We start from the raw sequence: 8,384 nt of genomic DNA on the forward strand, positions 1-8,384 counted from the left end.
TGTTGTGCAGCGTTACTTTCTACTGGCAATGCGTTTCAGCAGAGGCGCCAGATACTTACCGGTAAAACTTGCCTTCGACTTGGCAACCTGCTCCGGCGTGCCTTGCGCAATGATCTGACCGCCGCCGGCTCCGCCTTCGGGGCCGAGATCGATGACCCAGTCGGCAGTTTTTATTACATCGAGATTATGCTCGATGATCACGACAGTATTACCCTGGTCTCGCAAACGATGAATGACTTCCAGCAGCAATGCGATGTCGTGAAAGTGCAGACCGGTGGTCGGCTCGTCCAGGATGTATAGCGTGCGACCGGTGTCGCGCTTGCTCAGTTCCAACGAAAGTTTGACGCGCTGTGCCTCGCCGCCCGACAGGGTGGTGGCCGACTGGCCTAGCCGGATATAGCCGAGACCCACGTCTAGCAAGGTTTTCAGCTTGCGTGCCACGACCGGCACCGGCTTGAAGAACTCGTAGGCGTTCTCCACCGTCATGTCGAGGACTTCGCTGATGTTCTTGCCTTTGTATTGGACGTCCAGTGTTTCGCGGTTGTAGCGCTTGCCGTGACAGACGTCGCAGGGAACGTAGACGTCCGGCAGAAAGTGCATCTCCACCTTCAGCACGCCGTCGCCCTGGCAGGATTCGCAGCGGCCGCCCTTCACGTTGAACGAGAAGCGGCCCGCTTCGTAGCCGCGTTCTTTCGCCGCAGGCACGCCCGAGAACAACTCGCGGATCGGCGTGAACAGGCCCGTGTAGGTGGCCGGATTCGAGCGCGGCGTGCGGCCGATCGGCGACTGGTCGACGTTGATGACCTTGTCGAAATGCTCCAGACCTTCGATCGACTCGTACGGCGCCGGCTCGGTGGACGAGCCATACAGGTGATGCGCGACCGCGTGATACAGCGTGTCGTTGATCAGCGTGGACTTGCCCGAACCCGACACGCCGGTCACACAGGTCAGCAGGCCGACCGGCAGATCGAGCGAGACGTGCTGCAGATTATTGCCGTACGCCTCGACGATGCGCAGACGGCGTTCGTCCGGTTCCTTGCGCTCGTCCGGGAATTCGATGTTGCGGGCACCGGACATGTACTGCCCGGTCATCGAAGCCGCGTTCGCCTCGACCTGTTTGGGTGTGCCTTCGGCGATCACCATGCCGCCGTGCTCGCCCGCGCCTGGCCCCATGTCGACCACGTAGTCGGCCATGCGGATCATGTCTTCGTCGTGCTCGACGACGATCACCGAGTTGCCCAGGTCGCGCAAATGCTTGAGCGTGGCGATCAGCCGATCGTTGTCGCGCTGATGCAGACCGATAGACGGCTCGTCCAGCACGTACATCACGCCGGTCAAACCCGAACCGATCTGCGAGGCGAGGCGAATCCGCTGAGCTTCACCGCCCGACAGCGTTTCCGCGCTGCGTTCCAGCGACAGGTAGTCGAGCCCGACGTTATTCAGGAACATCAGGCGCGCGACGATTTCCTTGACGACCTTGTCGGCGATCTCGCGCTTTGAACCTTCGAGCCGCAGCGTCTGGAAATAGCCGAGCGCGTCGCGCAACGGCCAGCCGCTGATTTCGAAGATGCCGCGCGCGTCGCTGTTCGAGCCGATCCGCACGAAGCGGGCTTCCCGACGCAGCCGCGTGCCGGCGCAAGCGGGGCAGGGCTGGTTGTTCTGATACTTGGCGAGCTCTTCGCGCACCGCGACCGAATCGGTCTCGCGGTAACGCCGCTCCAGGTTCGGGATGATGCCTTCGAACACATGCTCGCGCACGGAAGTGCGGCCGCGTTCGTTGATGTACGAGAACGGAATCTCCTGCTTGCCCGAACCGAACAGCAGAATCTTGCGGACTTTCTCCGGCAGGTCTTCGACGGCCGTGTCGATGTCGAACTCGTAGAACGCCGCGAGACTTTGCAGCATCTGGAAGTAAAACTGGTTACGCCGGTCCCAGCCCTTCACCGCGCCTGCCGCCAGCGACAGCGACGGATGCGCGACAACCCGCTTCGGATCGAAGAAGGTGATCTGGCCGAGGCCGTCGCACTCCGGGCATGCGCCCATCGGGTTATTGAACGAGAAGAGGCGCGGCTCCAGTTCCTGCAGCGAATACGAGCAGATCGGGCAGGCGAACTTCGAGCTGAACAGATGCTCGTTGTTCGTATCCATTTCCAGCGCGATCGCGCGGCCGTCGGCGAGACGCAGCGCCGTTTCGAACGATTCGGCAAGGCGCTGCTTCATATCGCCGCGCACTTTCAACCGGTCGACGACCACGTCGATCGTGTGCTTGTCGTTTTTCTTGAGCTTCGGCAGCGAGTCGACGTCATAGATTTTCGCGACGCCTTCATTGGCCGTGCCACCGCCCGAACGGACGCGAAAACGGATGAAGCCCTGCGCCTGCATCTCTTCGAAAAGCTCGACGTGCTCGCCTTTGCGGTTCGCCACCACCGGCGCGAGGATCATCAGCTTGGTCTCTTCCGGCAGGGCGAGCGCCGCGTCGACCATCTGCGAGACGCTTTGCGCTTGCAGCGGAATTTCGTGGTCCGGACAGTACGGCGTGCCGACCCGTGCGAACAATAGCCGCAGATAGTCGTGAATTTCGGTGACGGTGCCAACCGTGGAACGCGGATTGTGCGAGGTCGCTTTCTGTTCGATCGAGATCGCCGGCGACAGGCCTTCGATCAGATCGACGTCCGGCTTTTCCATCAATTGCAGGAACTGGCGGGCGTAAGCGGAGAGACTTTCGACGTAGCGCCGCTGTCCTTCCGCGTAAAGCGTGTCGAACGCCAGCGACGATTTACCCGAGCCGGATAGGCCCGTAATCACGACGAGCTTGTGACGTGGGAGGTCGAGATTGACGTTCTTCAGGTTGTGGGTGCGAGCCCCACGGATACGGATTTGTTCCACGCGTTATTCCAAGACTTGGCCCGTGACCTGGCGGAAAGAGGAGGAGGCTAAACCTGCTACTATAACGACTTTTCAAGACCGCCGTTACGGCTTCCTGACAGCCTGAAGAAGGTGCAAGGCAAGCTGTAAGGCTGCGGTCCAGCGCCGCGGGAAAGAGGTCTAACTGGGGCCCTTTTTCGCGAGTACAAGGCGCCGCGAGGCGCCGGACGAGCGTCTGGCAAGGCCGCCGGCCCGAATGCCGCGCCATATGTTTGCCGCCCCGCTCATTCAAAGAACGTTCCCGATGTCCAATCCGTCCGCTACATCCTCACGCATGAGCGCGCCTGAAATGCGCGCGACCGTGTCGCTCGCCGCCATCTTCGCGCTGCGCATGCTCGGTCTCTTCATGATCATGCCGGTGTTCTCGATCTACGCGAAGACCATCCCCGGCGGCGACAACGTGCTGCTGGTGGGGATCGCGCTGGGTGCGTACGGCGTGACGCAGTCGATGCTGTACATCTTCTATGGCTGGATCTCCGACAAGGTCGGCCGCAAACCGGTCATTGCGACCGGTCTCCTGATTTTCGCGCTTGGCAGCTTCGTCGCGGCGGGCGCGCACGACATGACTTGGATCATCGTCGGGCGGGTGATTCAGGGCATGGGCGCGGTGTCGTCCGCGGTGATCGCGTTTATCGCCGACCTGACCTCCGAAGAGCATCGCACCAAGGCGATGGCGATGGTCGGTGGCAGTATTGGCGTTTCGTTCGCGGTGGCGATCGTCGGTGCGCCGATTGTGTTCCAGTGGGTCGGCATGAGCGGCCTGTTCACGCTGGTCGGCATTTTCTCGATTCTGGCGATTGGTCTCGTGCTGTGGGTCGTGCCGGATGCGCCTAAGCCTGTGCACGTGCGCGCGCCGTTCGCCGAGGTGCTGCATAACGTCGAACTGCTGCGTCTGAATTTTGGCGTACTCGTGCTGCACGCCACGCAAACCGCGTTGTTCCTCGTCGTGCCGCGTATTCTCGAAGCCGGTGGCCTGCCGGTCGCGTCGCACTGGAAGGTGTATTTGCCGGTGATGGGCCTCTCATTCGTGATGATGGTCCCGGCGATCATCGCCGCCGAAAAACGCGGAAAAATGAAAATCGTGCTGCTTTCCGCGATCGGTCTTATCCTGATCGGACAGTTGTTGTTGGGCGTCGCACCGCATACGATTCTGACTGTGGCGGCGATCCTCTTTGTCTACTTTTTGGGCTTCAATATTCTTGAAGCGTCACAGCCTTCGCTGGTGTCGAAACTGGCGCCGGGAACCCGCAAGGGCGCGGCGGCGGGCGTGTACAACACCACGCAGTCGATCGGTCTTGCGCTGGGTGGGGTGGTCGGCGGCTGGCTGCTCAAGGCGGACGGTCAGAGCGCGGTGTTTTTTACTTGCTCGGGACTCGTCTTTTGCTGGCTTATAATCGCGGCAAATATGAAACAGCCGCCGCGCAAGGCGTAAGAGCGCCCCCAACCCTGGCGCTCCGCGCCAGGCCCCCCGAGGGGGGGCAAGGAAACTTGGGACGGCCCGGCGTTTCTTGACAGAACTCACCCGGTGGCGGGCAGAGGCGCAGTTCTGGTCTCCGGCCTGCCGGCCATGAGACGCGAACCGCGCGTTGCCGCGCCGCCCGTAACAGAATCAACAGGAGAAACTCATGGCATCCGTGAACAAGGTCATTCTCGTCGGCAATCTCGGAGCCGATCCGGAAGTCCGTTATCTTCCGAGCGGCGACGCACTGGCGAACATCCGCCTTGCGACAACGGATCGGTACAAGGACAAAACGTCCGGCGAAATGAAGGAAGCAACCGAATGGCACCGTGTGGTGTTCTTCGGCCGGCTTGCTGAAATCGTGAACGAATATCTGAAGAAGGGTTCGTCGGTGTACCTGGAAGGGCGCATCCGCACCCGCAAGTGGCAGGCTCAGGACGGCACCGACCGTTACTCGACCGAAATCGTTGCCGAGCAGATGCAAATGCTGGGCGGCCGTGGCGGTTCGACGGGCGGCGGCGGTGGCGATGAAGGCGGTTACAGCCGCGGTGAACCGTCGGAGCGTAGCGGCGGTGGTGGCGGTCGCGCGGTTTCGGGCGGCGGCGCTTCGCGTGGCGGCAGCGGTGGCGGCGGTGGTGGTTCGAGCCGTCCGAGCGCGCCGGCCGGCGGTGGGTTTGATGAGATGGATGACGATATTCCGTTCTAATTCTGACTAAAATAGTTTTTTGTTGGTAAAAGCCCGCCCTCCTATGGAGCGCGGGTTTTTTATTTGCGCATCGGCATCAATAAGGCGGAAAGACGTGCGTGCTCCGCGCACTCAGTCGGGATAACGCCGCCGCCAAAGTCAAAAAATCACCGCCTGAGGTGCTCCAGTGCATCTCTCATCGGCAAACTGGAAACGACAATCGGCCCGGAAAACGGTGTATCCAGATCGACAATCACATAGATAGCGGAAGCAATCGACACGGCCCCAAGCGAGATCGTGACCAGCGCCAACGCATTGCGCGGCGCGATCAATCCGAAGCTGAGAAAAATCACGCACAACCAGAACGTGAGCGTCATCAAGAAAGGCAGAGAAATTGAGCTGTGCGCTTCCTCGATGATCTTCCATCGCGCATCCACAGCGCGCCGATATTGCGTCAACGCATCATCGAGCGCGCGTTGCTGTAATGGATCATGCGCTCGCAGTTGCCGCAACTGCCTGCCTACCGCAGTCAGCATGTCGCCGAGTCGCACGTTCTCCAGCTTCTGCGAGTTGTCCTGCGTTCCAATGTCCCTCGGATAATCACCGGCTGGCGCCGGTTCGCCGGGCCATGTCGATGCAATCGCCGCTGCGGTGTACACGCGCAGCAGGTTGCGGGCCTCATCGGTATCGCTGCCGTATTCCCGCAAGGTCGTGTCGAATTCGATCAGGTCCGCCGCAAAGGTACGCAAATCATTCGACTCGGTATCGAAACTGGATTTCGCGGACGCCGTCATCAACCCCAGCACCAAAGCGGCAAATGTCACCAGCATGCCGATAACCAGCTGGATGAGTTGCACGGTTTCGTGTGCCTTGTGCTCCTCAGGCAGCAACGGTCGCACCCATACGCCAAAGCCGGTTCCGACAAGTAATAAAGCAAAAACCAGCAGAGCCGAGCCTATTTCTGACATAGAAATGCTCCGGAGACGCGCGCCTCGTCACTTTCTACCAACCGCCGCCTGCCGACCACCCGGGTAGTCCCGCAAATGCTCCTGCTCAAACAGCGGCCGACTGCCGCTCGTATGTTGATGTAGCGCAACCGTATGCGCCATCAACCATAAAGTTTTCTGTAGCCCCGCCGTAGACCATCTATGTGGCGTTCGCTTAAATTTTGAACAAAGGTTGCGGACTTGGCCGTATGGGCTTGGGCGCAGCACGCGTGGCCGAGGGTAGTTTTCTGAACATTCGGTCAGGCAGCCCAACGGAGACAAGCCCGATGCTGAAAAATCTGTCGATTCGAACCTGCCTTACCCTGATGATCGTGTTCTTCGGCGTGGTGCTGCTGTTCGGCGCCGCAGCCGGACTGTTGTCGTTGCGTTCGAGCAACGCGTCGCTGCAACAGATGTACACCGTGGACACGCCCGCAGTCGCGGACCTAGAAGGTAGCGCCGGACAGCTGCTGCGCCTGCGTCTGGCGCTGGCGACCTACGCATCGTTGGTCGACCTGAACGATCAGGACGGTGCGAACGCGGTGCTCAATCGCTTTGATCAGTACCAGAAAGCATCGAACGATCGCCTTGCCCACTATGTGAGCCGCGCGAGCACGGATGCCGACGAACAGCGCCTGATCAAGGACATGCAGGACAAGCGCGACACCTTCCTGCACGAGGGCGTCGATCCGGCGCTGGCCGCGCTCAAGTCCGGCGACAAGACCGCATTTGAGCAGTTGCAGGCGCACAAGCTGTCGTCGCTCTACAGCGCGTACGAGAAGGCCATGCTCACGCTCGAGCAATTGCAAATCGATCACGGCGCACAGCGTTATCAGGATGCACAGGATCTGTTCTACGCAATCTGCATTACGGTGGCGATCGGTATGGGGCTGTCGCTGCTGGGCGCCTTGATCGGACGGGCGGTCATGGTGCGGGCCATTGTCAGCCCGGTCGACGCAACCATTGCGCAGTTTCAGCGAATTGCCAATGGCGATCTGACCGGCCGGATCGACGTGACGAGCAATAACGAAATGGGCCGTCTCGCAGCGGCGTTGCGCAAGATGCAGGACTCGCTGATCGAGACGGTGAACGCTGTGCGTCACGGTACGGAATCCATCGATACGGGCGTGAGCGAGATTGCGGCGGGTAATACTGATCTGTCGCAACGTACCGAGGAACAGGCCGCGTCGCTTGAAGAAACGGCAGCCAGCATCGAAGAGCTGACCTCGACGGTCAAGCAGACCGCGGACAACGCGAAGCAGGCGAGTTCGCTGGCGCAGGGTGCATCGAGTCTTGCTGCGCAGGGCGGCGATCTGACGGAGCAGGTGGTGGGCACGATGCATGGCATCGTCGACGACTCGCGCCGGATTGCCGACATTGTCGGCGTGATCGAAGGCATTGCTTTCCAGACCAATATTCTCGCGTTGAACGCGGCGGTCGAGGCGGCGCGCGCGGGAGAGCAAGGGCGTGGGTTTGCGGTGGTGGCGAGCGAAGTGCGGTCGTTGGCACAGCGAAGCGCCGCGGCGGCAAAGGAGATCAAAGGGTTGATCGATGCATCGACGGCTCGCGTGCAGGCGGGCTCGCAGTTGGTCGAGCGCTCGGGGTCGACGATGACCGAGATTGTCAATTCGATTTCGCGCGTGAGTTCGATCATGGGTGAGATCGCGGCTGCTGCGCTTGAGCAGAGCACCGGGATCGATCAGGTGAATCTGGCTGTTGCGCAGATGGATGAGGTGACGCAGCAGAATGCCGCGCTGGTTGAGCAGGCTGCTGCTGCGGCTGGTTCGCTGGAGGAGCAGGCTCGCAGGTTGACTTCGGCGGTGGCTGTGTTTCAGACGGGGAGTGGGGACTCTTCTCTTGCCGGTCGGCAAGGTGGGGCCGCGGCTGCGCCGCGGAAGGTTGATGCGGGTGAGTTTGTAGCGGCTTGATGCGGCAGACCACCTAGTGTGCTGAAGGGTGATCGAGCGCTTGCGTGCGCTGCATGAAAATCAGTACAGGGTGCGCGCCAGGCCAAATGTAAAGATTAGTTATAATTCGCGCGTTTAGCCTGTTTGGTTGATCGTCTTAAAAAATAGGTGCGTTAGATTGTTCCTGCCGTTAGACAAAACGGCGCGGGTTTGACAGCCCGCAGCGAAGTACGGCACTGCCCGCGAAAGTGGGTAGTGCTCACCTACGCGCGCCGCGTTCAATGGGCGGGTCGTGGTGAGGGAGCCGAGAGGCTCGCCGGTTTCGTATTTCGCCCGGTCTGTCAACCTCACCACGTGCCCGCTCACCCCTATAAGGACTTCCCCTTTTTAGCAAGCTCGGTTTTCATTCATCCATCGATTGG

5 protein-coding genes are annotated in these 8,384 nt (G+C 60.7%); 3 read left to right on the forward strand and 2 right to left on the reverse strand.

Annotated elements, in window-relative coordinates; all coding sequences use genetic code 11:
* Positions 1-12: 12 nt before the first annotated feature.
* Positions 13-2,886 carry an excinuclease ABC subunit UvrA gene (uvrA, locus tag M0D64_RS20630; protein ID WP_266258997.1) on the reverse strand — a complete coding sequence of 958 codons (2,874 nt, stop codon included), beginning with the start codon at positions 2,884-2,886 and terminating at the stop codon, positions 13-15.
* 283 nt (positions 2,887-3,169) lie between these two features.
* Between uvrA and M0D64_RS20635 the strand changes: the two genes are divergently transcribed.
* Both M0D64_RS20635 and M0D64_RS20640 read left to right on the forward strand, forming a co-directional pair.
* Positions 3,170-4,357 carry an MFS transporter gene (locus M0D64_RS20635; RefSeq protein WP_266258999.1) on the forward strand — a complete coding sequence of 396 codons (1,188 nt, stop codon included), beginning with the start codon at positions 3,170-3,172 and terminating at the stop codon, positions 4,355-4,357.
* 193 nt (positions 4,358-4,550) lie between these two features.
* Positions 4,551-5,090 (forward strand): single-stranded DNA-binding protein, encoded by a 540-nt coding sequence (locus M0D64_RS20640; protein WP_154565571.1) that lies wholly within the window; start codon positions 4,551-4,553, stop codon positions 5,088-5,090.
* Positions 5,091-5,236: 146 nt separating this feature from the next.
* Here the strand turns inward: M0D64_RS20640 and M0D64_RS20645 are convergent, their stop codons facing one another.
* The gene (locus M0D64_RS20645) at positions 5,237-6,037 is read right to left on the reverse strand and encodes a hypothetical protein (RefSeq protein WP_266259000.1); all 801 of its coding nucleotides are present in this window, start codon (positions 6,035-6,037) and stop codon (positions 5,237-5,239) included.
* A 305-nt stretch (positions 6,038-6,342) separates the two neighbouring features.
* On the opposite strand from M0D64_RS20645, the gene M0D64_RS20650 reads away from it, so the two are divergent.
* Positions 6,343-7,983 carry a methyl-accepting chemotaxis protein gene (locus tag M0D64_RS20650; protein WP_266259001.1) on the forward strand — a complete coding sequence of 547 codons (1,641 nt, stop codon included), beginning with the start codon at positions 6,343-6,345 and terminating at the stop codon, positions 7,981-7,983.
* Positions 7,984-8,384: the final 401 nt, after the last annotated feature.

The organism is Paraburkholderia sp. WS6, assembly GCF_030464835.1.
Lineage (GTDB): Bacteria > Pseudomonadota > Gammaproteobacteria > Burkholderiales > Burkholderiaceae > Paraburkholderia > Paraburkholderia madseniana.